Origin of the sequence: Roseomonas aerilata DSM 19363, assembly GCF_000711725.1 — a bacterium.
GTDB classification, from domain to species: Bacteria; Pseudomonadota; Alphaproteobacteria; order Acetobacterales; family Acetobacteraceae; genus Roseomonas; species Roseomonas aerilata.
The window spans coordinates 262,877-288,049 of sequence record NZ_JONP01000002.1 but is presented as its reverse complement, the minus strand read 5'-3'; the positions used below and the strand labels follow the sequence as shown (position 1 = coordinate 288,049).

Below are 25,173 nucleotides of genomic sequence, written 5' to 3'. Positions count from 1 at the left end.
GTCCCCATGCCCGATCGAGTGAACCACCACCCCGCGGCCCGCCTGCCGCGCCGCGCGGCGCTGGCCCTGCCCGCCCTGCTTCTCGCCCGACCCGCGGCGGCGGCCCTCGTGCTGCCGGAGCGCATTACGCAGGGCGCGCTCGTCACCGGCCGCGTCGATCCCGGCAGCCGCGTCGCCTTCGAGGGCCGGGCGCTCCGCGTCTCGCCGGCGGGGATCTTCGCCTTCGGGCTGGGACGCGACGCCGGGCCGGAGGCAACCCTCACCGTCACGGCGCCCAACGGCGCGCGGGAGGAACGACGCCTCGCCGTCGCGCCCCGCCAATGGGACATCCAGCACCTGAACGGCCTGCCGAACCGGATGGTGACGCCCGACAACCAGGACATGACCCGCATCCGCGCCGAGCAGGAACGGTTGAACGCCGCGCGCCGCACCGACACCGCCACCCCCTATTTCGCGGAGGGCTTCGATTGGCCCGCCCATGGGCGGATCAGCGGCGTCTACGGCAGCCAGCGCATCCTGAACGGCCAGCCGCGTGCGCCCCATCTCGGCCTCGACATCGCGGTGCCCGTGGGCACGCCCCTGGTGGCTGCAGCGGGCGGGCGCGTGACGCTGGCCGAGGACCTCTACTTCACCGGCAACACCCTGCTAATCGAGCACGGGCACGGGGTCACGACCCTCTACGCCCATATGTCGCGCTTCAATGTGGGGCAGGGCGATCAGGTCTCACGCGGGCAGGTGATCGGCGCGTCCGGTGCCACGGGGCGCGTCACCGGGCCGCACCTCCACCTGGGACTGTTCTGGCTCTCGACCTCGCTCGACCCTCGGCCGGTTCTGCCGGAGCCGGGGCGTTGAGATTGATCGGCGAGCGCTAAGGGGGCTGGGGAGAGGAAGAAGGAATTCTTCCTCGCCCCAGACCCCTCACCATCATCTTCTTCGAGTTGGGATTACTTTGCGGTCGGTGCGCCTTGGGTCGTGGACCCGAGGCGATTGCACGTCCGGGGGGGCGCCGCAGGAAGCACCGGCCTTCATCATCGCATCCGCGACAGCCAGGTGCAGGTCCAGGGTTGGACCTATAGGTCCAACCAGGCTCCTGGCGGGTGAGGTCCGGAGAGGGCAGCGCCCTCTCCGGGGGGTTAGCGCGCCTGCTGGATCGCCGAGAGCACCCAGGCCTCGCCCGGCCGGCGCGCGAAGGTCCAGATCTCGGTCACGGTCTGGCGGGTGTTGGGGTCGCCCTCCACCACCTGCCCGGCGGCGTCGCGCGTCACGTCGATGAGGCTGAAGCGCATCGCGACGGTGGCGTAGTCGGTGCCGCCTTCGGACCACGCCTCGGCAAGGTCGCCGGCCTCGAGCTTCACGTCGCGGGTCTCGTTCCGCCAGCCGCGGGCGGCGAGGTCGCGCAGGTCGCCCTCGAAGTAGCGGACCATCTCCGGCGTGGCCAGGCGGCGCAGGGCGGCCACGTCCCCGGCGGACCAGGCGCGGTTGATGGCGACAAGGCTGTTGCCGAAAGCGGTGAAGTCCGCCTCGCCGATGTTCACCGGGCGGGTCGCCGCACGGCCGCCGGCGCCGCCCATGGCGTTGCCGTCCATCTCACGGGCATAGGCGTTCGGCATCGCACCGCGCGGCCCGGCGCCGGCCATGGCCGGCATGCCGGCGCGGCGGCCGCGGATGACGCGCAGCACGAGCCAGATGATGCCGGCGATGATGGCCAGCTGCAGCAGGAAGCCGAGGAAGCCCGAGCCGCCGGACATGCCGCCGAAAGCGCCGTGGCCGAAGAGCATGCCGGCGATGCCGGCGCCAAGCAGCCCGCCCATCAGGCCGCTCATGAACCCGCCGCCGAACATCCCACCCCGGCTGGGCGTGGTGTAGGAGGGCGCGGGACGCGGCTGGTAGCCTGGGCTGGCGGCACCGGGCGCCTCGCGCGGGGCTTCCGTGCGGTTGAACGGGGTGGCGGTGCCCGGCGCGGTGCGGGTCGCGGGCGGGGCGCTGTAGCTGCGCGACCCACGGCTACCCGAGGAGGCACCGCCGCCGGGACGCGCCTCGGCAACGGCGGGCCCGAGCGCGAGGGCCAGGGCGGCGAAAGCGGCCAGGAAGCGGGCACGGCGGCGCATGGGGGTGGTGCTCCGAGAAGGGTTTCTCACAGGGATGTAATATAGTGGAAAGGCGCCCGGTTTCCATGGGGCCTTTCAGAAGTGGCGGCGCGGCGTCAGGCCGGCTCGGCCTCACGCTTCTTCATCATGGCCTGGAAGGCGGGGCGGGACTGGCAGGCGGCGATCCAGGCAGCCAGGTTCGGCGCGGCCTCGAAGAGGGCGCGGGCGGGCTGGGCGTAGCGGATCACCTCCGCCAGGTTGATGTCGGCCACCGTGAAGCGGCCGCCCACGAGGTGCCCACCGGCGGCCGCGAGGGCGGCGTCCAGCACGGCGAAGGGCGCGCGCAGCCGCGCCTCGGCGGCCTCAGGGTCGCGCTTCTGGGCAATGGCGAGCGTGTCCGCCTCGATGCCCATGCCCCAGAGCGACCACATCACCGCAAGCCCTTCCTCCCGCGCGTCCCGTGGCGCGAGCGGTCCGCCGTGCTTGCGGGCGAGATAGAGGCTGATGGCGAGCGATTCGTGCAGGACGAAGCCGTCATCGTCCATGCTGGGGATCAGCCCGTTTGGGTTGACCGCCCGGAAGGAGGGGGAGGCGGTGTTCAGGGGTGCGTCCGGCGCCGCGGGGTCCTTCAGGCGATAGGCCTGGATCACCGGCACCTGCTCAAAGTCCAGTCCCAGCTCCATGGCGGTCCAGACGGGGCGCGTCGCGCGGGAGCGCAGGACGCCGTAGAGCTTCAGGGCCATGGGGCGGTTCCTCGGTTGTTGCCGGTATCGGCTTAGCAGAGGAACCCGCCCGTGATCAGGCCCCTGCCATCGTCAGCCCCTCGATGCGGAGCGTCGGACTGTCGGTGCCCCGCCGGAAGCGGAGGTCGTTGGCCGGGGTGATGTGGAGGAACATCTCCAGCAGGTTCCCGGCGATGGTGACGCCCGAGAAGGGCTCCGCCAGCTGCCCGCCCCGGATCATGAAGCCGGAGGCGCCGCGGCTGTAGTCGCCGGTCAGCCCGTTGATGCTGCTGCCGATCATCTCGGTGACGTACAGCCCCTCCGCGATGTCGGCCATCAGCGCCTCGGGCGAGAGGGTTCCAGGCTCCAGCCAGAGATTCGTGGTGGAGGGCGAGGGCGGCCCGCCCACCGCGCGGGCGGCGCGCCCGTTGGAGGCGAGGTTGAGCTGCCGGGCCGAGCGCCAGTCCAGCAGCCAGTGGTTCAGCACCCCGTCCTCCACGATCGCGAGCGGCGCGGTGGGCATCCCCTCGGCGTCGAACGGACGGGAGCGAGGGCCGCGGGGTCGGGTCGGGTCGTCCCGGACCGTCAGCCCCTTTGCCATCACCTGGGTGCCCATCTTCTCCCGCAGGAAGCTCGTGCCGCGCGCGACCGAGGCCCCGTTCGCGGCGCCCACGAGATGGCCGATGATGGAGCTTGCCACGCGCGGGTCGTAGACCACCGGCAGGCGCGCCGTGGCCGGGCGGATCGGGTTCAGGCGGCGCACCGCCCGCTCCCCGGCATTGCGGCCGAGGGTTTCGGGATCGTCCAGATCCGACAGGTGGGTGGCGGAGGCGTAGTCGTAGTCCCGCTCCATCGCCGTGCCCTGGCCGGCCAAAGCGGTGACGGACAGGCTGTGGCCGCTGCGCGTATAGGTGCCGGCGAAACCGTTGGAGGCGGCGAGCGCGATCACCGTCCGGCTCCAGCCGGCCTCCGCCCCTTCGGAATTGCTGACGCCGCCGATAGCGCGGGCGGCTTCTTCCGCGCGGCGGGCGCGGTCGGTGAGGGAGGCGACGTCGGGCTCCACGCCGTCATCCATGTCGAGCGGCAGGTCGGCCAGCGACGGCACGCGCTCGGGCAGGCCGCCGAAGGGGTCCTCCGGCACGGCGCGCGCCATGGCGACGGCGCGCTCGGCCAGGGCCGCGAAGCCGCGCGGGTCGGCATCGGTGGTGGAGACGATCGCCTGCCGCCGCCCGACGAAGACGCGGAGGCCGATGTCGAAGCCCTCCGCGCGCTCGACGTTCTCGACCTCGCCCAGCCGCATCTGAAGGGAGAGGGAGGCGTCGGCGGCCAGCATGGCATCGGCCGCGTCCGCCCCCGCCTTGCGCGCGGCGGAGACGAGGCTGGCCAGCGTCTCGCGCGGATCGGCCTTCGCGAGGGTCTCGCTCACGCCGCCAGCCTTTCGATCACCTCGGGCAGGTGCGGCACGCGGCCGGCGGGGCCGAGGGCGGCGAGGGTCGGCGCCGCGCGGAAGGCGCGGGCGGCGGCCTGCTGCACCTGCTCGACCGTGACGGCGGCGATGCGGGCCTTCGTCTCCTCCACGGGGATGATGCGGCCGTGCACCTGGAGCTGGCGCGCGAGCTGCTCGCAGCGCGAGCCCGTGGATTCAAGGGACATGAGCACGGAGGCGCGAAGCTGCGCCTTGGCGCGGGCCAGCTCCTCCTCGGTCACGTCGTGCTGGACGCGGCGAAGCTCCTCCAGCGTCGCGGGCATCAACTCGGCTGCCTGCTCCTCGCCGGTGCCGGCATAGATCGTGAAGAGGCCGGCGTCCCGGTAGGGCGAGTGGAAGGAGTAGACGGAGTAGACGAGGCCGCGGCGCTCGCGGATCTCCTGGAACAGGCGCGACGACATGCCGCCGCCGAGAATGGTGGAGAGCAGCATCGTCGGGTGGTGCATGGGGTCGCCATAGGCCGGCCCCGGGAAGCCGAGCAGCAGGTGCACCTGGTCGAGGTCGCGCTCCTCGCGGAACTCGCCGCCGGTGTAGCGGGCGGGCTCGGCCTCGTGCTGGTCGATGCTCGGCAGGTCGGCGAAGTGCTGCTTCGTCAGCTCCACCAGCGCATCGTGGTCCACCGCGCCGGCGGCCGCGACCACCATGCGCGACGGGCCGTAGTGGCGGCGCATGTAGCCGGTCAGCGCCTCGCGCGGCAGCGTCTCGATGATCCCGGCCGGGCCCAGCGTCGGGCGGCCCATCGGCTGGCCGTGGAAGGCGCGCTCCTGGAAGTGGTCGAAGACGATGTCGTCGGGCGTGTCGTTCGCCTGGCCGATCTCCTGCAGGATGACGCCGCGCTCGCGCTCCACCTCCTCGGGGCTGAAGGTGGAGTGCGTCAGGATGTCGCCGAGGATGTCGGCGGCCAGCGGCAGGTCCTCCTTCAGGATCTTGGCGTAGTAGGCGGTGGTCTCGCGCGCCGTGTAGGCGTTCAGGTGGCCGCCCACGGCCTCGATCTCCCGCGCGATGGCGGAAGCGTCGCGCTTCTCGGTTCCCTTGAAGGCCATGTGCTCGAGGAAGTGGGAGACGCCGTTCTCCTCGGGCGTCTCGTCGCGCGTGCCAGTATGGACATAGGCGCCGATGGAGGCGGTCTCCACGCGGCTCATGGTGTCGGAGACGACGGTCAGCCCGTTCGGCAGGCGGGTGAGCCGGATCGCGCCGCCGTTGGCGGGATCGGTGGCGGCGGCGAGGGTGGACTCGGTCATGTCGGGGGGATTGGCTTCCGGGAAGGGGCGTTTCAGGGACCGAATGTAGGGTGTCCGGCCGCCGGGTGCGAGCCATGCGGCCGGGCAGCCCGCCGGGCAGGGCCAGGAGGAGAGCTGAAAGGGGGCCCGGGGGGGGAGCCAAGGGGAGAGCCAGAGGGAGAGCCAGGCGGAGGTCCCGAGAGGGCCGCGAGCAGCACCGCCCGCTCCACGGGCTTCGTCACGTGCCCGTCCATCCCGGCGGCCAGGCAGGCAGCCACCTCGTCTGTCATGGCACCCGCGGTCACCGCGAGGATCCGCAGCCGGGCGGCCTTGCCGGGCAGGGCGCGGATCCGGCGCGTCGCCTCCAGCCCGTCCATGCCGGGCATCAGCACGTCCATCAGCACCACCTCCGGCAGGCCGGCCTCGCTCGGATCGGCCACGATCGCCAGCGCGGCGGCACCGTCCGCCGCCTCGAGGACGCGGTGCCCGGCCCGCTCCAGCATGGCGCGCAGGACAAGGCGGTTGACCGCGATGTCGTCCACCACCAGCACGGTCATTCCCCGCGGCGGGATCCCCGCAGCGGCCGGGGTGGCTTCCGCCACGGCAGGGGCCTCCGGCGGTTCGGCGTCGGGCAGGGGGAGCCAGGCCTCGAAGACGCTGCCGCGCCCGCCAGGCGGGGTGCCGAAGCGGATGGAGCCGTCCATCGCCTGGGCGAGCCGGGCGGAGATCGCGAGGCCGAGGCCGGTGCCGTCGCCTTTCGCCGCCTCCCGCGTCGCGCGGGTGTAATCCTCGAAGAGGCGGTCGCGGAAATCCTCGGGCACGCCGGGCCCGTCGTCGGTGATGGTCAGCACGAGGCCGCCCTGGGCGCGGCGCCGCACGGCCAGCGTAACCCTCCCGCCGGACGGCGTGAACTTCACGGCGTTGCCGAGCAGGTTGTGCAGGATCTGACGAACCCGCAGCGGGTCGCAGAGCACCGCCTCCGGCAGGTTGGGCGCGATCTCCTCCAGCAGCACCACGTTCTTCGCCCTGGCGGCGCCGCGGACAAGGCCGGTCACTTCCTCCAGCAGGGCGCAGAGGAGGGTGGGGACGGGCACCAGCTCCAGCCGCCCGGCCTCGATGCGGGAGAGGTCCAGCACATCGGTCAACAGAGCGTTCAGGTGGCGTCCGGCCCGCTCCAGCATCGCCGCGCGGTCGTGCTGCTCCGCCCCCAGGCTGGGGTCCCCGGCCAGGGCCTGGGCCAGGCCGAGCACGCCGTTCAGCGGGGTGCGGAGCTCGTGGCTGAGATGGGCCAGGAAGCGGGTCTTGCCGGCGCTGGCCTCGTCCGCCGCGTCGCGCGCGGCGCGCAGGGCGGCGTTCGCCTCGCGCTCCTCCTGTTCCCGTACGAGGGAGACGAGAACGAGGGCGGTGCTAGCCGCCAGCGCGGTGCCGAGGATGACGAGCACGTCCAGCCAGAGGCTGCTGGCGTAGCTGCTGATCGGCGCCTGGATGGGTTGGAACAGCAGGAAGGGGATGCGCAGCAGGTAGGCGGCGGCGTTGGCCAGCAGCACCCAGATGAGCAGCCGCTGCGAGCGGAAGGATGCGACCCCGTTCGAGTAGGAGAGCTCCCAGGCCGCGAGGATGTTGTAGGTGGCCGCTACCAGCCCCATCGCGAGCACGCGCATGGCAATGCTGGCGTAGAAGTCCGGCACGCGGCAGGCCGCCAGCCAGAGCAGCGCCCCTGCCACGACAGCCAGCGGCGGCACCCGCCGCCCCATGAAGCGCCGCGCCCCCGCCCAGATCAGCCCATAGCTGACCGCCAGCAGCGCGTTGCCGAGATCGATCGAGATCCAGCCCGGCGCCACGGCGCGCAGCGCCAGGAGCGGCAGCCCGACCGCCCCCAGCGAATGCGCCGCCCCCCAGTAGGCGAGCGCCAGGTGCCGCCGCGTCTGGTTCCAGAGGAAGAGCAGGACGGCGCCGCAGGTGACCGCCAGCGCGAAGGTGAGGACGAAGGCAGTGGGCGCGTGCAGCAAGGGCGTGGGCGTCCGGTCATGGGCGGGCGACGTTGGCCGGGCGAGACTAGACCGGGGCGTGGGCACAACCAATCACCTTGGTGCCGGGCTGGCCTCCAACCACCGGTAATGTCCCACTTTCCCGGGGCACCTCGCCCGGACTGGTCAAGCCGGTTTCGACCCCGGCTTTACTCCAGGCAAGCCTAAGCCGCGCGCCGCACGCGGGACGGAGCGACCTCCGGCTGCTCGACCACGGCGGGCGGCCTCGGCGGAGCAGGGCGCGCGATCGCCCGTGGCGGGGCAGGGGGCTCCGGGGCCATCCTCGGCATGAAGAGGATGATCCCGGCGAGGATCGCGGCGGCCAGCGGGCGGGCGGGGATCCGGCGGGCGGGCCGCACGGCGGCCCGACGCGGGCGGCGCCGGCGCGGGCGGGTCGGCGCCGCCTCCGGAAGCGGAGTGGCCGGCGTCTCCGGCCACTCGATCAGGCGCTCGATCCGCGGCAGGTCCGCCACGTTCAGCAGCAGCACGCCGACGCGCGCCGCCAGGGCGTGGGCCGCCGCCGTGTAGGGCGCGTTGGAGACGACCGCCGCCGCGTCCGCCCCGGCGTAGCCGCGCCCCGCCAGGGCCTCCTGCACGGCTTTGTTGCCCACGGGCCGCGCGTGAAGTTTGCACTGGATCACCAGCGCGCGCCCGTCCTTCCGGGCCAGAACGTCCACCCCCTGGTCGCCCGAGCCGCGCCCGACGGCGACCGACCACCCACGGGCGGCCAGGACATCGCCGCAGTGCTGCTCGAACTGGCGTGGGGTGAGGGTGGGCAGCGGTTCCGCCGCCACTGGCTCCGGCGGAAGGGCGTGGACGAGGACAAGAAAGGCGGCCAAGCCGAGAAGGCCGAGGGCGGCGAGAAGCAGCGCCATCCCGGTCCCCCCTCCGCCATCCGCGACTCCGGCGGGCCGCCGGCGGCCTGACCGGACCTTGCGACTCGGCGGATCACCGTCCGGACAGGTGTTTTACGTGCCGTTCCTCAGAAAAGACTTCAACGAGAGAGTCTAACTTGAGCGCGAAAACCTTCCGCGAAGACAACCAGCAGGTGCCCTGCTGCAACCGGCCGGGCGCATGGGCGCTCCTGCGAGAGGTTGGGAGAGGAGGGACCGGTCCGTGGCCCAGCGCGAGAAAGACCATGACCCCGGGGATTCCGTGCCGCCGGGCGTCGCGCCGAAATACCCGCCGCCCCTGACAGAGGAGGACTTGCGGGTGAAGCGGAAGCTCGAACAACTCGGCGGCGGCAAGCGTTCCGAGCCAGGGCAGCCGCAAGGGCAGGCCGAGACGGACGGGCCGGAAAAGCTGGGGGCCTGAAGGGCGCTGGCGACCCTGGAGAGGGCGCCGCCCGCTCCAGACCTCACCTGCCAAGGGCCCGAGGCCCTTTGATCTCCATCTGGCTGTCGCGGATGCGTTGATCGGGGACTGGCGCTTCTTCGGCACCCTTCCTGTGCGTTCAGTCGCCTCGGATCGATGACCCGAGGCGCACGGGCCGGGGAAGTGCTTCAAACCTGAAGAAAAAGATGATGGTGAGGGGTCCGGGGAGAGGAAGAATTCTTTCTTCCTCTCCCCGGAGTCACCAGCGTCGTCCCCTCAGGCCGCGTTCCGCCGCGCATGGGCCCGCACCGCCGCCTCGATCGAACTGAGGTCGTTCGGCAGCACCGTGAAGCGTTCCTCGCGCTCGTAGAGGTCCGCCATGTGGGGCGGCAGGGCCGGGCGGCTGCCGGTCGCCTTTTCCACCGCGTCCGGGAACTTCGCGGGATGGGCCGTCGCGGCGACGATGATGGGGGTCGCGCGGTTGTCGGGAGGGCTGGCGTGGCTGGCGGCGGTGCCGGTGGCCGTGTGGGGGTCGGCGGCGTAGCCCTGGGCGTGCAGGCGGCGCATTTCCTCAACCGTTTCCTCGTCCGACACCGCGTGGGCGCGGAAGAGGGCGGTGGCCTCGCGCCAGGCGGCGTCGGGCACGGGCATGGCGCCGGTCTCGCGGAAGGCGCGCATGGTGGCGGCCGTGCGCGCGCCGTCGCGGTGGAGAAGTTCGAAGAGCAGGCGCTCGAAGTTCGAGGAGACCTGGATATCCATGCTCGGCGAGAGGCTGGGCGCCACGGGCCGGGCCGTCATGTCGTTCGCGCCGATGAAGCGGGCGAGGATGTCGTTGCGGTTGGACCCGATGATGAGGGTGGAGATCGGCAGACCCATGGCGCGCGCGGCCCAGGCGGCGAAGACGTTGCCGAAATTGCCGGTGGGCACGCTGAAGGCGACCTCGCGACCCGGGGCGCCGAGCGCGAGGGCGCTGGCGACGTAGTAGGGGATCTGCGCCGCGATGCGCGCCCAGTTGATGGAGTTGACGGCCGAGAGGTTCATCTCCGCGCGGAAGGGCGCGTCGTTGAACATGGCCTTCACCATGTCCTGGCAGGTGTCGAAGTCGCCGTGAATGGCGATGTTCTTCACGTTGGGCGAGAGCACCGTCGTCATCTGCCGGCGCTGCACGGCGCTCGTCCGGCCCTCGGGGTGGAGGATGACGATGTCGAGGTTCGCGCGGTCGCGGCAGGCCTCGATGGCCGCGGAGCCCGTGTCGCCGGAGGTGGCGCCGACGATGGTGATGCGCTCCCCGCGCCGGGCCAGCACGTGGTCGAACATGCGGCCGAGGAGCTGGAGGGCGAAGTCCTTGAAGGCGAGGGTGGGGCCGTGGAACAGCTCGAGGGCGAAGCGGCGCTCGTCGAGCTGCACCAGGGGGGCCACGGCCGGGGTGTTAAAGCCGGCATAGGCGTCGCGGCACATGGCCAGCAGGACGCCCTCCTCGAAGGTGTTTCCCGTGAAACGGCCAATGATATCAGCGGCCAGATCCGGATAGGGCAGGCCGCGCAGCGCCTCCCATTCCGCGGCCGCCAGGGTGGGCCAGGTCTCCGGCAGGAAGAGGCCGCCATCCTCGGCCAGGCCGGCGAGGAGCACGGCCTCGAAGGAGCGGGGGGCGGCCTCGCCGCGGGTGGAGACGTAGCGCATGGGCGGGGACTTAGCGGAAAGACGGGGCGGCCGGAATGGCGGAAGGGCGCATGGGTGCCCCGTTCGCCGGCGCGGCGTGGCAGGATGCGCCGATGATCCGGCGCGCGCTGCTCCTTCTCGTCCTCACCGCCATGCCGGCCCTGGCCGATCTCGCCCCGGTTCGGCCGGGATCGCCGGAGGGGGAGGCACTGGTGGAGCGGCTGCGCGCGGGCGGGCTGGTGCTCTTCCTGCGCCACGCCGACACGCGCGGCGAGCCCTGCGACCGCTCCTTTCGCGTCGGTGACCGCGAGGGGCAGCGCAACATCTCCGCCGCGGGGCGCGCGCAGGCGGCGTCGATCGGCCGGCGGCTGGAGGAGCTCGGGGTTCCGGTCGAGGCGCCGGTTCTGGCAGGCCCGGTCTTCCGCGCCCGCGACACGGCCGAGGCCGCCTTCGGCGCCGCCCGGGTGCGTGTCACCGACGAGTTGCTGGCGGACGACTATGCCGGTCCCCGGCTGGCCGAGGTGATCGAGGGCCATCGCCGCCTGCTCTCCGCTCCGGTGGCGGCAGGCGTGAACCGCGTGCTGGTCGGGCATCGCACGCCGCTGATCATGGCGATGGGCGAGACGGTCGGCGGCCGGGCGCTGCCGGAAGGGGCGATGGCGGTGGTCTCGCCCGGCAGCCCCGCGCGCGTGCTGGGCATCCTGAAACTGGCGCCGCTGCCGGGCGGCGGCTTCCACGGCTGCTGAGCGGGCCGCCTATCCGAAGAGGCCCGGACGCCCGGGAAGCCGGTCCGTCACCCCGGCCGAGCGGGGGTTCCACCACCAGCGGCCGCGCGGCCCGACCACCACCCCCGCCTGGTGCCGCGGCCCCGGGGAGTGGCGCGCCGCGCCCGCGAGGATGGCGGCGCCGTGCGCCGTGGGCAGGTGCGGCGCCTCCCGCGTGAGGAGGCGGCGCGTGCCGGTGGAGAGGCGCGTCACCATGTCCCGGACGATGAGGTCGGTGACGTGGAAGACGGGATCGGCCGCGCGCAGGTGGCGGATCAGCGGCGCCTCGCCCGTCACGCCCTCGGCGGCGGCGCGCATCACCAGGCGCTCCGTCAGGCCGAGCCCGTCCGTTACCCAGGGCAGGTCCTGCAGATGGCGCCGCATGGCGCGGGCGAGGTACGGCAGGGGCAGGTTGCGGCGGGAGAGGCGGTCGAGCGCGGTCGGGTCCTCCGCCGCGAAGGCGTCCCAGGCCTCGGCGCCGGCCTCGACGCTGGACCAGGGGAGGGGCTGCGGCACCAGGGCGTCCAACTCCTCCTGCGGCAGCTCCGGGAAGCTGCGCTCGCCGTCCGCGGGCATGAGCCAGAGGCGCCCGGCCAGCGCCGGCCAGCCCGCGAGCACCGAGAGCACGCGGATGAGCGCGGCCTGGTCCCAGAGGTCGTGCTCGAACCAGAGCAGCACGCGGTCGTACTGCGGCAGCTCGCGCAGGGCCGCGTATTCCGACGCCAGGCGGGCCCGGACCGCCGCCGCGCCATGGGCGTAGTGGCCGGCGACGAAGCCGGCGCGGCGGGAGACATAGCCCTCCAGGAACTCGCCATGCACGGGGCCCTGGCAGACCGGGTCGGCGATGGGGAAGTAGGTGCCGGGCACCCGGCCCCGCAGGTCGTCCCCGCAGCGGATGGAGGCGGTGGAGCCCGTCACGGCGCTCGCCTCACCGGCGCGCCGGTCATAAGGCCGCCCCGAGGGGCGCGGCGCCAAGAGCCCGGTGCGCGATGTCGCGCCGGCAGAAGCCGCCGGGCCAGTCGAGCGCGTCCACGGCGGCATAGGCGGCCTCGCGCGCGGCGCGGAGGTCTGGGGCGGTGGCGCCGATGCCCAGCACCCGCCCGCCCGAGGCCACGACCGAGCCGCCCGGCCCGCGGGCGGTGCCGGCGTGGAAGACGCGAACGCCGGGGATGCTGGCCGCGGCCTCCAGCCCGCCGATCGGCTCGCCCTTGGCGACGGGGCCCGGATAGCCGCGGGCCGCGACCACCACGATGAGCGACGGGTCCGCCGACCAGCGCAGGGAGACGCCGGAAAGGTCCCCCGCCGCCGAGGCGGCGAGGGCGGGGAGGAGATCGCTCTCGAGGCGCAGCATCAGCGCCTGGCATTCCGGGTCGCCGAAGCGGACGTTGAACTCGATCACCCGCGGGCCGGTGGCGGTCAGCATCAGGCCGACGAAGAGCACGCCGCGGAAGGGCGCGCCGCGGTGGGCCATCTCGGCCAGCACGGGCTCCACCACGCGGGCCATCACCTCGTCCCGCATGGCGTCGGTGAAGGCGGGGGGTGGGGAATAGGCGCCCATGCCGCCGGTGTTCGGGCCGGTATCGCCCTCGCCCACGCGCTTGTGGTCCTGGGCGGCGGCGAGCGGGATGGCGCGGGTGCCGTCGCAGAGGGCGAAGAAGGAGGCCTCCTCCCCCATCATGCACTCCTCGATCACGACGCTTGCCCCGGCCTCGCCGTGGACGCGGCTTTCCATGATGTCGGCGATGGCGGCCTCCGCCTCCTCGACGGTGCCCGCGACCACCACGCCCTTGCCGGCGGCAAGGCCATCGGCCTTCACCACGATCGGGGCGCCCTGGGCGTGGACATGGTCGCGCGCGGCGGCGGGGTCCTCGAAGCGGGCCCAGGCGGCGGTGGGGGCGCTGGCGGCGTCCAGCACCTCCTTGGTGAAGGTCTTGGAGCCCTCCAGCCGGGCGGCGGCGGCGCTGGGGCCGAAGCAGGGAATGCCGGCGGCGCCGAGGGCGTCGGCGAGGCCGAGGGTCAGCGGCGCCTCGGGGCCGACCACGACGAGGTCCACCGCCCGCTCCCGCGCGAAGGCCACCAGGGCCTCGATGCTCTCCGCCCCGATCGGCACGCACTCCGCCACGGCGGCGATGCCGGGGTTGCCCGGGGCGCACCAGAGCTTCGTGAGCAGTGGGCTGCGGGCGATCTTCCACGCCAGGGCGTGCTCGCGGCCGCCGCCGCCGACCAGAAGGACCTTCATGCGTGCGACCATCCCTGAAAGCGAGGCGTGGGGGGAAGTGGCCCCCGCCGGCTCCCTTCTATTTTTCCTGGGCGGCGGGGGCCAGGGGTGGGCGCGAGGGTGGGCCATGGACGCCCCCACACCCCGGTTCCGGTCATTACATCGCGATCCGGAACGAAAAGCCCTCCCGGCGCCGCAATCCTGTCGCCACCCTGCCCGCTTCGCGGCGTTGATTAGACAGGTGAAGGGCCCTCCCGGCCCGCCGAAAGGAAGGAAGCCACCATGCAGGGCAGTCTTGCTCGTCTCGGTTCCTGGGGACGTCGGTTCCTGGTCCTGGGCGCGCTGTTCGGCGCGCCGGTCCTGGCGGCCGCTCCCGCGGCGCAGGCCCAGGTCGCGCCCGCCATTGCCGTCCTGGACCGTGCCGCGCCTGTGCAGGCCATTCCCGTCCAATACTACGGGCCGCCGCGCGGCTACTACCGCGGCCGTGATCACTGGCGCCGCCCACCGCCGGGCTACTATCGCCGTCCTGAGGCGCGCCGCTACTACGGGCCGCCGCGCCGCTATGCCGGCCCGCCGCGCCCCTACTCCTACCGCTATCGCTGACAGGGCCTGGGCGGGGGAGGCCCTGGTCTCCCCCGCGCCGTTGTGACCCCCTTGCTGTTTCGATCATTAAACATTCCTGATCGGCGGTCGGGCGGGGGCAGGCCCCCGTTCCACCGCTTCCAGTGCTTGACGCCCCGCGCCTGAGCGCGACGATGGCGCCCGAAGGGCAAAGCCCCGGAGGAGCGCCATGACCGACCAGACCCTGATCCCCGTGAAGCCCGAGATCGCCGCCGGCAGCCACGTCGATGCCGCCCGGCGCGAGGCGATGGTGGCCGAGGCCGCGCGTGATCCGGAGGGCTTCTGGCGCCGCGAGATGGGCCGCATCGCCTGGATGAAGGCGCCGACCCGCATCAAGAACACGAGCTTCGAGGGCGACGTCTCCATCAAGTGGTTCGAGGACGGGGTGCTGAACATCAGCGAATCCTGCCTCGACCGCCACGTGGAGGGCGGGCGCGGCGACCAGGTGGCGATCATCTGGGAGGGGGACGACCCGAAGTCGGACGCGAAGGTCACCTACCGCGACCTGCTGGCCCGCGTATGCCGGCTGGCCAACGCGATGAAGTCCCTCGGCGTGCGCCGGGGCGATCGCGTGTCGATCTACCTGCCCATGATCGTCGAGTCGGCGGTCGCCATGCTCGCCTGCGCGCGCCTGGGCGCCGTGCACTCCATCATCTTCGGCGGCTTCTCGCCGGACAGCCTCGCCAGCCGCATCCAGGACTGCGAGAGCACGCTGCTGATCACGGCGGACGAGGGCCGGCGCGGCGGCCGCACCGTGCCGCTGAAGGCGAATGCCGACGAGGCCCTGAAGTCCTGCCCGACGGTGAAGTCTGTCATCGTCGCCCGCAACACCGGGGGCAAGGTGGAGATGCAGGAGGGGCGCGACCACGACTGGGCGACGCTCTGCGACGCGCAATCCGCCGAGTGCGCGCCCGAGCCGATGGGGGCGGAGGACCCGCTCTTCATCCTCTACACCTCGGGTTCGACCGGGAAGCCCAAGGGCGTGCTGCACACGACCGGCGGCTACGCCGTCTGGGCCGCCTTCACGCATGAGCTGGTCTTCGACTACCGTCCGGGCGAGGTCTACTGGTGCACGGCCGATGTGGGCTGGGTGACGGGGCACACCTACATCGTCTACGGCCCGCTCGCGAACGGCGCGACCACGCTCATGTTCGAGGGCGTGCCGAACTGGCCCGATAGCAGCCGCTTCTGGCGGGTGATCGACAAGCACGAGGTGAACATCTTCTACACCGCCCCCACCGCCATCCGCGCCCTGATGCGGGAGGGCGAGGGGCCGGTGAAGGGGACCTCCCGCCAGTCGCTTCGCATCCTCGGCAGCGTGGGTGAACCGATCAATCCCGAGGCCTGGCTCTGGTACTACCGCGTGGTCGGCGACGAGCGCTGCCCGATCGTCGATACCTGGTGGCAGACCGAGACGGGCGGCATCCTCATCTCGCCGCTGCCCGGCGCCGTCGCCCAGAAGCCGGGCTCGGCCACCCTGCCGCTGCCCGGCGTGTTTCCCGCGTTGGTGGACAACGAGGGGGCGCCGCTGGAGGGCGCGACCGAGGGCAACCTCGTCATCACCGACAGCTGGCCGGGCCAGATGCGCACCGTGTTCCGCGACCACGAGCGCTTCATCCAGACCTACTTCTCCACCTTCCCCGGCAAGTACTTCACCGGCGACGGCGCGCGGCGCGACGAGGACGGCTACTGGTGGATCACGGGGCGCGTGGACGACGTGCTCAACGTCTCCGGCCACCGCATGGGCACGGCGGAGATCGAGAGCGCCCTCGTCGCCCACCCGAAGGTCGCCGAGGCCGCCGTCGTCGGCATGCCGCACGAGATCAAGGGCCAGGGCATCTACGCCTATGTCACTCTGAACGCCGACGAGGAGCCGACCGAGGCGCTGAGGAAGGAGCTCGTCGCCTGGGTGCGGCGTGAGATCGGTCCGATCGCCAGCCCGGACGCCATCCAGTGGGCGCCGGGCCTGCCCAAGACCCGCTCGGGCAAGATCATGCGCCGGATCCTGCGCAAGATCGCGGCGAACGAGACCGACAGCCTCGGCGACACCTCCACCCTGGCCGACCCGACCGTGGTGCAGGACCTCATCGGCAACCGCGTGGGCTGACCCCGCCGCGGCCGCGCCCGGCTCACCGGCCGGGCGCGAGCCGATCGAGAAGGCCGGCGAGCGCCTGGGCCTCGTCGGCGCTCAGCCCATCGGTGATCCGCCCCTCATGCGCGTCGAGCAGCGGGCGGAGCCGGCCGAGCGCGTCCAGCCCCGCCGGGGTGGCGTGAAGTTCCAGGCTGCGGCGGTCGGCGCCGGTCCGCCGCTGCAGCAGGCCCCGCTCCTCCAGCCGGTCGAGGAGGGGCGCGGCGCGGGAACGGCCGTGGCCCATGGCCTCCGCCAGATGAGCCGGGGCGATCCCGGGATTGGCCGCGACGATCGACAGGGCGGCCAGCAGCGGCGGGGTGAAGTCGTGCGGCCGCAGCGCCTCCTCCAGGTCGCGGATGACCCGGCGATAGGCCCGCTTCAGCCCGTATGACACCGTGCCGGCCAACAGTCCGTGGCCGCCCAGAACCCCATCGCCCTCTGGGCCGTCCAGATCGTTCAACTGTTGAACCTTCCCTCGCGCGGTGCCAACATCCGGCAAAACACGGAGGACGGCCATGCGCGTGATCATCTCGGGCGGTGGGATCGGCGGCCTGACCCTGGCCATGGCGCTCCACGCGGCGGGGATCGAGGCGGAGGTCCACGAGGCCGTCGCCATGCCCAAGCCGCTCGGCGTCGGCATCAACCTTCTGCCCCATGCCGTGCGGGAGCTCACGGAACTCGGCCTCGGCGAGCGCGTCCTCGCCGCCGGCGTCCCGACGCGGGAGCTGCTCTACGCCACGCGGCGCGGCGAGGAGGTCTGGCGCGAGGACCGGGGCCTGGCCGCCGGCTATCGCTGGCCGCAGGTGAGCATCCACCGCGGCACCCTCTTCATGCTGCTGCTGGAGGCGGCCCAGGAGCGGCTGGGGAGCGCCATCCATCTCGGCTCCCGCGGGATCGCTGCCGAATCGGACGCTGACGGCGCCGTGCTGCACCTGGAAGGTGGCGGCGTGGCGCGCGGCGACGTGGTCGTGGCCGCGGACGGCATCCACAGCGCCATCCGCGCCGCCTGGCACCCGGAGGAGGGCGCGCCCCGCTGGAACGGCAGCCTGATGTGGCGCGCGGTGGCCGAGCATCCCGGCTACCTCACCGGCCGGACCATGGTGCAGGCGGGGACGAGCAGCCTGAAGTTCGTCTGCTACCCCATCCGCGAGGCGACGGCGGAACGCCCCGCCCTGGTCAACTTCATCGCCGAGCGGCGAATGGACCCGAACACCCCCTGGGCGCGGGAGGACTGGAACCGCCCCGGCCGGATCGAGGACTTCCTGCCCGATTTCGCGGACTGGGAATGGCCCTGGCTCTCCGTCCCCTCCCTCATCCGGGCCGCGCCCGATGTCTGGGAGTTCCCGATGGTGGACCGCGACCCCTTGCCGGAATGGACGCGGGGCCGTGTGACCCTGCTCGGCGACGCCGCCCACCCGATGTACCCGATCGGCTCCAACGGCGCTTCGCAAGGGATCCTCGACGCCCGAAGCCTGGCCTTCCACTTGGCCACCACAGGGGAGGCGGTGGCCGGCCTCCGGGCCTATGAGGAGGCGCGTCGCCCGGCCACCGCCGCCCTCGTGCAGGCCGCCCGCGGCCAGGGGCCGGACCTCGTGCTGGATCTCGCAGAGAGCCGGGCGCCGGATGGCTTCGCGGCCGTCGGCGGGCGGGAGGCGGTGCTTCCGCTGGCGGAACTGGAAGGGATCGCGCTCGGCTACAAGCGCAAGGCGGGCTTCGACCCCGTGCTGCTGAACGCGCGCCCGAGCCTTTCCGCGCGCCTCGGGGAGAGCGCGCTGCCGCGCTGAGGGAGCCGCGCTCTCCGGCTTCCGGAGCCGCTGCCGGTGCCTGGACGGGGGCGATTCCGCGGCGCAGCATGACCCCATGTCGATCGACCGCACCCCCCAGGAACTCCCCCGCGTCCCCGGCGACCGCCTGCTGCCCGCCGAGCCCGAGGCCTTCCCGATCCTGCCCGCCCGCACCGCGCTGATCGTGGTGGACATGCAGAACGCCTATGCCTCGGCGGAGGGCTATCTCGACAAGGCGGGCTTCGACCTCTCGGGCACCCGCTCGGTCATCGGCAACGTGGTGCAGACGGTGGCGGCGGCGCGGATGCTCGGCATCCAGGTCGTCTGGTTCCAGAACGGCTGGGACGCCGAGGGGGTCGAGGCCGGCGGCCCCGGCTCGCCCAACCACTGGAAGTCCAACGCCCTGCGCCTCATGCGGGAGCGGCCGGAGCTGGAGGGCACGCTGCTGGCCAAGGGCACCTGGGACTACGCGCTGGTGCCGGAGATGCAGCGCGCGCCCGGCGACATCCTCGTCCAGAAGCCCCGCTACGGCGGCTTCAACGGCACCCAGCTTGAGATGATGCTACGCGCCCGCGGCATCCGGGACATCCTGTTCTGCGGAGTCGCGACGAATGTCTGCGTCGAGAGCACGCTGCGCGAGGCCTTCCACCGCGAGTTCTGGCCCGTGCTGGTGGAGGATGCCTGCTGGCAGGGCGGCCCGCGATTCGTGCACGACGCCACGGTGTTCAACGTGCGCACCTTCTTCGGCTGGGTGACGACCACCGCCGCGCTGACGGCGCTCGCCGCCGCGGACTGACGCCCCGCGGCCCCCCCGCTTAGACTTTCGTTCACTTCTTCTTCCCTAACCTGGGGCGAGCCGGACCCTTGCCGGACGGAGAAGCGCGCGTGTCCTACCCCCCGCCAGCCGTGGTCTCGCCGCGGGCGACGCCACTCGCTGCCGCTCGGTCGGTCCTCTCCCGGAGCTGGACCAGCTTCCGCTTCGAGATCGCGCTCGTCCTGACGATCCTGGTCATCGTCTGGGGCGCGGTCGGCGCGCGCCTGGTCGTGGAGCGGCAGGGGATCGAGGAGAACGTCCGGCTCTCGGCCCTCAACATCGCGGGCGCGGCCGAGCAGGGCGTCGCCCGCACCATCGAGGCGATCGACCAGCGCCTGCGCTTCGCGCGCGATGCCTACCGGCGCGACCCGCAGGGCTTCTCCCTCGACTTCGTCGCCACCGACAACGGCTACAGCGACGGCATGATGGCGCAGCTCGCGCTGATCGACGCGAACGGGCGGCTGCGCCAGACGAATCTCGGCAGGACGGACGGCACGCTCGACCTCTCGGACCGCGCGCATTTCCGGGTCCACCTCGAGGAGCCGGCCGACACGCTCTTCATCAGCCGGCCGGTGCTGGGCCGGGTCTCGAACCGCTGGACCGTGCAGTTCACGCGCAAGGTCTTCGCCCCTGACGGCAGCTTCGCGGGCGTGGTGGTCTGCTCGCTCGACTCCTACTGGATGACGCAGTTCCACGAGCTGCTCGACTTCAGCGGCAACATGATGCTGCTTGGGCAGGACGGGATCGTGCGCGCGGCCGCGCCCGACGGCACCCTGCTCGGCCACGACCTGTCGGAGACGCCGCTCGGCCGGGCCGCCGCGGCGACGGACCATGGCAGCCTCCGCATCACCCCTACCGACGGGAGCCAGGGGCAGGCCATCAGCTTCCGGCGGCTGCGCAACTACCCGATCACGGTGGCGGTCGGGATGGACATGGCGCCCTTCATGGCGAACTTCGACGCCCTGTTCAGCCTCACCGTCGCGCTCGGCTCGGGCATTACCCTTCTGGTGCTCGTCGTGGGCTTCCTCCTGATCCGGCACAAGCATCGCGTCCTCGCCTCGCGCGAGGTGCTGCGCCACGCGATCGAGAACCTCGACCAGGGGCTGCTGATGGTGGACCGGCACGGCCGCATTTCCCTCCGCAACACCCGCTACGTCACGCTGCTGGGCCTGCCGCCGGGGATGGCCGAGACCGGGGAGGACCACGCGCCGGTGGCCGAGTGGCAGGCGGCGCGGGGGGAGTTGTGCCCCCTCGGCGCGGAGCCATGCGACGAGTCAGCGCTGGAGAGGGAGGCAGGCCTGCGCTTCGGCGAACTGCTGCGGGCGGACGGCACGGTGATCGAGATCCGCACGAGGATGCTCGCCGATGGCGGGTTGGTCAGCACCTATACCGACATCACCGACCGCCTGCGCGCGCAGGAGCGGATCCAGCACCTCGCCCATCACGACGGCCTGACGGACCTGGCGAACCGCATTCTGCTCAAGGAGCGCCTGATGCAGGCCATGGCCCTGGCCGAGCGCGGCGGTGGGCAGCTGGCCGTGCTCTGCCTCGACCTGAACCGCTTCAAACCCGTGAACGATACCCTCGGCCACGCCGCCGGGGACGAGGTGCTGCGGGGGACGGCCGAGCGCCTGCGGGGCCTCTCCCGCGCCTCGGACATCGTGGCGCGGGTGGGGGGCGACGAGTTTGTCTTCGTGCAGACCTCCGTCTCCCGCCCGGCCGACGCCGCGGCGCTGGCAGAGCGGGTTCTCGGCGAGATCGCCCGGCCCTTCGACGTGAGCGGCTATGCCGTGAGCATCGACACGAGCATCGGCATCGCGATCTTCCCGGACGACGGCCGGACGGTGGAGGCGTTGCTGAAGAACGCGGACACCGCCCTCTACCGGGCCAAGGCGGCGGGCCGGGGTGTCACCCGCTTCTTCGAGCCGGAGATGGAGGTGCGCCTGCGCGAGCGGGGCCTGCTGGAACACGACCTGCGCCATGCTCTCGGCAACGGCGAGTTCGCCGTCAGCTTTCAGCCCGTCTACGCCTGCCACACCCGCGAGGTCGTCTCCTACGAGGTCCTGCTGCGCTGGGAGCACCCGGTGCGAGGTCAGGTCTCGCCGGCCGATTTCATCCCGGTGGCGGAGGAATGCGGGCTGATGCTCGTGCTCGGCCGCTGGGTCCTGGAACAGGCCTGCAAGGCCGCCGCGGCCTGGATGCAGCCCTATGTTGTCGCGGTGAACCTCTCCCCGGTCCAGTTCCAGCACGGCGACCTGCCGAGCGAGGTGGCCGGGATCCTGGCGCGGACCGGCCTGCCCGCCGGCCGGCTGGAGCTGGAGATCACCGAGGGTCTGCTGATCGAGGACGCGGAGGGCGCGCTGGCGGCGATGCGCGCGCTGAAGGCGCTCGGCGTCCGGCTCGCCCTCGACGATTTCGGCACCGGCTATTCGAGCCTTGTCTATCTCCGCCGCTTCCCCTTCGACCGGCTCAAGATCGCCCGATCCTTCATCCAGGCGACCGAGCTGGACGGCAGCGCGCGCCCGATCGTGAATGCGATCATCGCCCTCGGGCGGAGCCTGAACCTTCGCGTGACCGCCGAGGGTGTGGAGACCGAGCAGCAACTTGCCCTTCTTCGGGAGCTCGACTGCGACGAGGTCCAGGGGTTCCTCCTCGGCCGGCCTATCCCGGAGGAGAGGCTCCGCGAGAACCTTGCGGGGGAGCGGCGTCGCCAGAGGGCCTGAGCCGCCCGGGGCTGCGGCCGGGCCGGCAGGGCACATCCTCCCGCCTCTGGCCGGTGCCGTGAACGGGGCCGGGCTGGCGCGCCGGGCGCGTCCGTTCCAACCTCTGCGCGATGCCCCGCCCGCCCGCCGACGAGTCCGCGCGAACCCGCCGGCTGATCACCCTTTACGGCCTGACCGCCTTCTGCACCTCGCTCTCCGCCCGCAGCCTGGACCCGATCCTGCCGGAGATCGCCCGCGACCTGGCCGTCGCGACCGACAGCGTGGCCCTCATCGCCACCGCCTTCGCCATGCCCTACGCCCTCATCCAGCCCTTTCTGGGGCCGGTGGGGGACGCGTTGGGCAAGCGGCGGATCATCGCGCTGGCCACCCTGCTCACCGGCCTCGCGCTGGTGGCCTGCGCGCTGGCGCCCTCCCTCGGCCTTCTCTTCGTCTTCCGGGCGCTCGCGGGCGCGGCGGCGGGGGGGATCTACCCCCTGGTCATCGCCACCTTCGGCGACCGCGTGCCGATGGACCAGCGCCAGGTGGCGCTCAGCCGTCTCCTCGCCTTCGCCACCACGGGGCAGATCGCGGGAGGGGTGATCTCCGGCCTGGTGCACGAGGTGGTGGACTGGCGGGGCATCCTCGGCGGGGGCGCGGCGGCGGTGCTCGGCATGGGCCTTGTGCTCCTGCGCGATATACGGGCCGAGCCCGACCCGCCGCCCGGCCGGCTGGACGCCACCGCGGCGACACGCCGCTATGCCGGTATCCTTGCCCTGCCCATGGCCCGCCGGGTCTATGCCGCCGCAACGGCGGAGGGGCTGCTCGTCTTCGGCCTCTTTCCCTATCTCGCGGCCATGCTCGCGGACTGGGGCGTCGGCGGCCCCCTTCAGGCGGGCATCGCCATCGGCGCCTTCGGGGCGGCGGGGGTGGCCAACACGCTTCTCGCCGGGTTCATGCTGTCGCGCCTCGGCCTGTCGGGGATGCAGCGGGCGGCGGGGGCGCTGGTCGCCCTCGGCTTCTCGGCCATCGCCTGGGCCGGGCTGAAGGATGGCGGCGGGGCAGGGGTGCTGCCCGTGGCAGCCGGGATGTTCGCGGTCGGGCTCGGCTACTTCACGATGCACAGCTCCCTCCAGACACGGGTGACGGAGATCGCCCCGCAGGCGCGCGGCTCCGCGGTGGCGCTCTTCGCCTTCTTCTTCTTTGTTGGTCAGTCGCTCGCGCCGCTGCTCTTCGGCCTGCTGATCGCCTGGCTGGGATCGGTCCCGGCGCTCATGGTCGTGGCGGCGGGGATGGTCTCGCTGGGGCTCGCCCTCGCGCGGGTGCTGCGGCCGCGCTAGGGCCGGCGAGGGCCGCTCGCCGGCCGCTCGGAGGGGCGCGGCGGTGGGACCGTCCCTCCCGGGGAAGGAGAGGGAGCCCCGCGCCCCGCCGGCGCCGCATGAGCGGGGCGCATGCGCGGGGCGGGCGGCGAGCATCGCGGAATCTCTCGCAATCCGGCCCCCGGCACGCTATCTGTGCGCCGCAACAAGCCGAACCGCCGAAGAAAGGCCCCGCCGCCCGATGCGCGCGGGGCCTTCCATATGGATGGAACTTCGAGCGAGGGCCGCGCCCCCTTTCAGGGGCGCGAAACGGGCGCGATCGGTTTCCCGGGCCACCGGGCCAAACGGCATCGCGCGCACCGGGGCACCAAGCTGAGAGGCCGGGCCCCGGCAGGACGAAGGACAACGCGCGATGACGCAAAGCATCCGCAACGTGGCGATTATCGCCCACGTCGACCATGGCAAGACCACGCTGGTGGACAACCTGCTGAAGCAGGCCGGCGCCTTCCGCGCCAACCAGCAGGTGGCCGAGCGCGCCATGGACCGCAACGACCTCGAGCGCGAGCGCGGGATCACGATCCTCGCCAAGTCCACCGCGGTGGAGTGGAAGGGCGTGAAGATCAACATCGTGGACACGCCGGGCCACGCCGACTTCGGCGGCGAGGTGGAGCGTATCCTCTCGATGGTCGATGGCGCCATCGTGCTGTGCGACGCGGCCGAAGGGCCCCTGCCGCAGACGAAGTTCGTGCTCACCAAGGCGCTGGCCCGCGGGCTTAAGCCGATCGTGGTCATCAACAAGGTGGACCGCCAGGACGCGCGGGCCGACGAGGTGCTGAACGAGGTATTCGACCTCTTCGCCGCTCTTGGTGCCTCTGACGAGCAGCTCGACTTCCACACCATGTTCGCCTCCGGCCGCCAGGGCTGGGCCGACCTGACGATGGACGGGGCCCGCAAGGACCTGTCGCCGATGTTCGACCTCATCCTGAGCCACGTGCCGGAGCCGGTGGTCGACCGCGATGCCCCCTTCGCGATGAACGCCTCCATCCTCGAGGCCGACAACTTCCTCGGCCGCATCCTGACCGGGCGCATCGAGCAGGGTGTCGCGCGCACCAACATGCCGGTGCGCGTGCTGCGCCAGGACGGCTCGATCGTCGAGACGGGGCGGCTGACCAAGCTGATGACCTTCTCCGGCCTCGACCGCGTGCCGGTCGACGAGGTGCAGGCGGGCGACATCTGCGCCATCGCCGGCCTGAGCGATGCGACGATCCCCGACACCATTGCCTCCCCCGAGGTGACGGAGCCGCTGCCGGCGATCCCCGTCGATCCGCCGACGCTGACCATGACCTTCCGCATCAACGACGGCCCGCTCGGCGGCCGCGAGGGCAAGAAGGTCACCTCCCGCCAGATCCGCGACCGTCTCTTCAAGGAGACGGAGGGCAACGTCGCCATCAAGGTGAAGGTCTCCGAGGAAGTGGACGCCTTCGAGGTGGCCGGCCGCGGCGAGCTCCAGCTCGGCGTGCTCATCGAGACGATGCGCCGCGAGGGCTTCGAGCTCACCATCGGCCGCCCGCGCGTGCTGACGCAGGTGAACCCGGAGACCGGCGAGAAGGAGGAGCCCTTCGAGGAGGCGCTGATCGATGTCGACGAGCAGTATTCGGGCGTCGTCGTTGAGAAGATGTCCCTCCGCAAGGGCATGATGCAGGACATGCGGCCCTCGGGCGGCGGCAAGGTGCGGCTCACCTTCCACATCCCGTCCCGCGGCCTCATCGGCTACCACGGCGAGTTCATGACGGACACGCGCGGCACCGGCATGATGAACCGGCTGTTCCTCGGCTATCAGCCCTGGGCGGGGCCGATCGAGGGGCGTGTGAAGGGCAGCCTTATCTCCAACTCGGACGGCGAGGCGGTGCAGTACTCCCTCTTCGCCCTGCAGGAGCGCGGCGCGCTCTTCGTGGACCCGGGCGTGAAGGTCTACGTGGGCATGATCCTCGGCGAGCACTCGCGCGAGAACGACCTCGACGTGAACCCGATCAAGGAGAAGAAGCTCACCAACATCCGTGCCGCCGGCAAGGACGAGGCGCTTCTCCTGGTGCCGCCGCGCCGCATGTCGCTCGAGCAGGCCATCGCCTATATCGAGGAGGACGAGCTGGTGGAGGTGACGCCGACGGCCATCCGTCTGCGCAAGCGCTACCTCGACCCGCATGAGCGCAAGAAGCACGCCCGCCGCTCGGAGAGCGAGGCGGCGTGATGGGGGCCGGGGGACTCGCTCCCCCGGGCCATCGCTGAGAACAGGGCCCCGGTGGGGAAG

20 protein-coding genes are annotated in these 25,173 nt (G+C 72.4%); 10 read left to right on the top strand and 10 right to left on the bottom strand.

The genetic code is table 11. The annotated features are described in order from the left end of the window. Positions 1-6: 6 nt before the first annotated feature. A complete protein-coding gene (locus BO39_RS04125; protein ID WP_052401443.1) occupies positions 7-852 on the top strand; it encodes a M23 family metallopeptidase in 846 nt (281 codons plus the stop codon). A 281-nt stretch (positions 853-1,133) separates the two neighbouring features. On the opposite strand, the gene BO39_RS04120 is transcribed toward BO39_RS04125, so the two are convergent. The 6 genes from BO39_RS04120 to BO39_RS29615 all read right to left on the bottom strand — a co-directional run bounded on the left by BO39_RS04120 (position 1,134) and on the right by BO39_RS29615 (position 8,417). After that, on the bottom strand, positions 1,134-2,108 hold the full coding sequence (locus BO39_RS04120) for a Tim44 domain-containing protein (RefSeq protein WP_043830245.1): 975 nt from the start codon (positions 2,106-2,108) through the stop codon (positions 1,134-1,136). Between the two features lie 95 nt (positions 2,109-2,203). Then, positions 2,204-2,830, bottom strand: a complete 627-nt coding sequence (locus BO39_RS04115) for a glutathione S-transferase family protein (RefSeq protein ID WP_043830244.1) — start codon at positions 2,828-2,830, stop codon at positions 2,204-2,206. A gap of 55 nt (positions 2,831-2,885) precedes the next feature. After that, positions 2,886-4,235 (bottom strand): TldD/PmbA family protein, encoded by a 1,350-nt coding sequence (locus BO39_RS04110; RefSeq protein WP_043830242.1) that lies wholly within the window; start codon positions 4,233-4,235, stop codon positions 2,886-2,888. Then, on the bottom strand, positions 4,232-5,536 hold the full coding sequence (locus BO39_RS04105; protein ID WP_052401442.1) for a M16 family metallopeptidase: 1,305 nt from the start codon (positions 5,534-5,536) through the stop codon (positions 4,232-4,234). The genes BO39_RS04110 and BO39_RS04105 overlap by 4 nt, the downstream gene beginning before the upstream one ends. A gap of 32 nt (positions 5,537-5,568) precedes the next feature. Continuing rightward, the gene (locus BO39_RS29620) at positions 5,569-7,524 is read right to left on the bottom strand and encodes a hybrid sensor histidine kinase/response regulator (RefSeq protein WP_052401441.1); all 1,956 of its coding nucleotides are present in this window, start codon (positions 7,522-7,524) and stop codon (positions 5,569-5,571) included. Positions 7,525-7,706: 182 nt separating this feature from the next. Beyond that, complete coding sequence (locus BO39_RS29615; protein WP_052401440.1) at positions 7,707-8,417, bottom strand: restriction endonuclease; 711 nt, start codon at positions 8,415-8,417, stop codon at positions 7,707-7,709. A 241-nt stretch (positions 8,418-8,658) separates the two neighbouring features. On the opposite strand from BO39_RS29615, the gene BO39_RS04090 reads away from it, so the two are divergent. Next, complete coding sequence (locus tag BO39_RS04090; RefSeq protein ID WP_043830239.1) at positions 8,659-8,856, top strand: hypothetical protein; 198 nt, start codon at positions 8,659-8,661, stop codon at positions 8,854-8,856. Positions 8,857-9,132: 276 nt separating this feature from the next. Here BO39_RS04090 and thrC read toward each other — a convergent pair whose 3' ends face one another. Further along, positions 9,133-10,536 carry a threonine synthase gene (gene thrC / locus BO39_RS04085; protein ID WP_043830237.1) on the bottom strand — a complete coding sequence of 468 codons (1,404 nt, stop codon included), beginning with the start codon at positions 10,534-10,536 and terminating at the stop codon, positions 9,133-9,135. A 50-nt stretch (positions 10,537-10,586) separates the two neighbouring features. Here thrC and BO39_RS04080 point away from each other — a divergent pair, with 50 nt between their 5' ends. Further along, complete coding sequence (locus tag BO39_RS04080; protein WP_156963466.1) at positions 10,587-11,261, top strand: histidine phosphatase family protein; 675 nt, start codon at positions 10,587-10,589, stop codon at positions 11,259-11,261. Positions 11,262-11,270: 9 nt separating this feature from the next. On the opposite strand, the gene BO39_RS29610 is transcribed toward BO39_RS04080, so the two are convergent. After that, positions 11,271-12,197 carry a hypothetical protein gene (locus BO39_RS29610; protein WP_156963464.1) on the bottom strand — a complete coding sequence of 309 codons (927 nt, stop codon included), beginning with the start codon at positions 12,195-12,197 and terminating at the stop codon, positions 11,271-11,273. 25 nt (positions 12,198-12,222) lie between these two features. After that, positions 12,223-13,518 carry a phosphoribosylamine--glycine ligase gene (gene purD, locus BO39_RS04070; RefSeq protein WP_043830235.1) on the bottom strand — a complete coding sequence of 432 codons (1,296 nt, stop codon included), beginning with the start codon at positions 13,516-13,518 and terminating at the stop codon, positions 12,223-12,225. A gap of 261 nt (positions 13,519-13,779) precedes the next feature. Here purD and BO39_RS04065 point away from each other — a divergent pair, with 261 nt between their 5' ends. Both BO39_RS04065 and acs read left to right on the top strand, forming a co-directional pair. Then, positions 13,780-14,100, top strand: a complete 321-nt coding sequence (locus BO39_RS04065; protein WP_052401437.1) for a hypothetical protein — start codon at positions 13,780-13,782, stop codon at positions 14,098-14,100. A gap of 187 nt (positions 14,101-14,287) precedes the next feature. Further along, on the top strand, positions 14,288-16,225 hold the full coding sequence (gene acs, locus BO39_RS04060; protein ID WP_043830233.1) for an acetate--CoA ligase: 1,938 nt from the start codon (positions 14,288-14,290) through the stop codon (positions 16,223-16,225). A 22-nt stretch (positions 16,226-16,247) separates the two neighbouring features. On the opposite strand, the gene BO39_RS04055 is transcribed toward acs, so the two are convergent. Further along, positions 16,248-16,709, bottom strand: coding sequence for a MarR family winged helix-turn-helix transcriptional regulator (locus tag BO39_RS04055; protein WP_052401436.1), 462 nt, complete (start codon positions 16,707-16,709; stop codon positions 16,248-16,250). A gap of 55 nt (positions 16,710-16,764) precedes the next feature. Between BO39_RS04055 and BO39_RS04050 the strand changes: the two genes are divergently transcribed. The 5 genes from BO39_RS04050 to typA all read left to right on the top strand — a co-directional run bounded on the left by BO39_RS04050 (position 16,765) and on the right by typA (position 25,113). Continuing rightward, positions 16,765-18,033 (top strand): flavin-dependent oxidoreductase, encoded by a 1,269-nt coding sequence (locus BO39_RS04050; protein WP_043830230.1) that lies wholly within the window; start codon positions 16,765-16,767, stop codon positions 18,031-18,033. 76 nt (positions 18,034-18,109) lie between these two features. Continuing rightward, a complete protein-coding gene (locus BO39_RS04045; RefSeq protein WP_043830228.1) occupies positions 18,110-18,829 on the top strand; it encodes an isochorismatase family protein in 720 nt (239 codons plus the stop codon). A gap of 89 nt (positions 18,830-18,918) precedes the next feature. Then, positions 18,919-21,570 carry a bifunctional diguanylate cyclase/phosphodiesterase gene (locus BO39_RS04040; RefSeq protein ID WP_052401435.1) on the top strand — a complete coding sequence of 884 codons (2,652 nt, stop codon included), beginning with the start codon at positions 18,919-18,921 and terminating at the stop codon, positions 21,568-21,570. A gap of 110 nt (positions 21,571-21,680) precedes the next feature. Beyond that, positions 21,681-22,886 (top strand): MFS transporter, encoded by a 1,206-nt coding sequence (locus BO39_RS04035; RefSeq protein ID WP_052401434.1) that lies wholly within the window; start codon positions 21,681-21,683, stop codon positions 22,884-22,886. A 391-nt stretch (positions 22,887-23,277) separates the two neighbouring features. Then, a complete protein-coding gene (gene typA / locus BO39_RS04030) occupies positions 23,278-25,113 on the top strand; it encodes a translational GTPase TypA (protein ID WP_043830226.1) in 1,836 nt (611 codons plus the stop codon). The last annotated feature ends 60 nt before the right edge of the window (positions 25,114-25,173 follow it).